We start from the raw sequence: 281 nt of genomic DNA, 5'->3' as shown, positions 1-281 counted from the left end.
AACATCAACCAGCGTCCGATGGTCAAGGTGGGCGACATCGTTGCCCGCGGCGACGTGATTGCTGACGGCGCCTCGACCGACATGGGCGAGCTTGCGCTCGGCCAGAACATGCTGGTCGCGTTCATGCCCTGGAACGGCTACAACTTCGAAGATTCGATCCTGATCTCGGAGCGCGTCGTGGCTGAAGACCGCTACACCTCGATCCACATCGAGGAACTGTCGGTCGTCGCCCGCGACACCAAGCTCGGACCGGAAGAAATCACGCGCGACATCTCGAACCT

General features: G+C 61.2%; 1 protein-coding gene. It reads left to right on the top strand.

What is annotated here, in order from left to right; all coding sequences use genetic code 11:
* Positions 1-281, top strand: a 281-nt coding sequence (locus tag PZC42_RS20880; RefSeq protein WP_277214010.1) for a hypothetical protein, incomplete at both ends; no start/stop codon positions are given.

The sequence above is a fragment of the Isoptericola croceus genome, assembly GCF_029382255.1.
In the GTDB taxonomy this organism is placed as follows: Bacteria; Actinomycetota; Actinomycetes; order Actinomycetales; family Cellulomonadaceae; genus Isoptericola; species Isoptericola croceus.
Note: the sequence above shows the minus strand (reverse complement) of the source record. Positions and strands in the feature narration are given on the sequence as shown.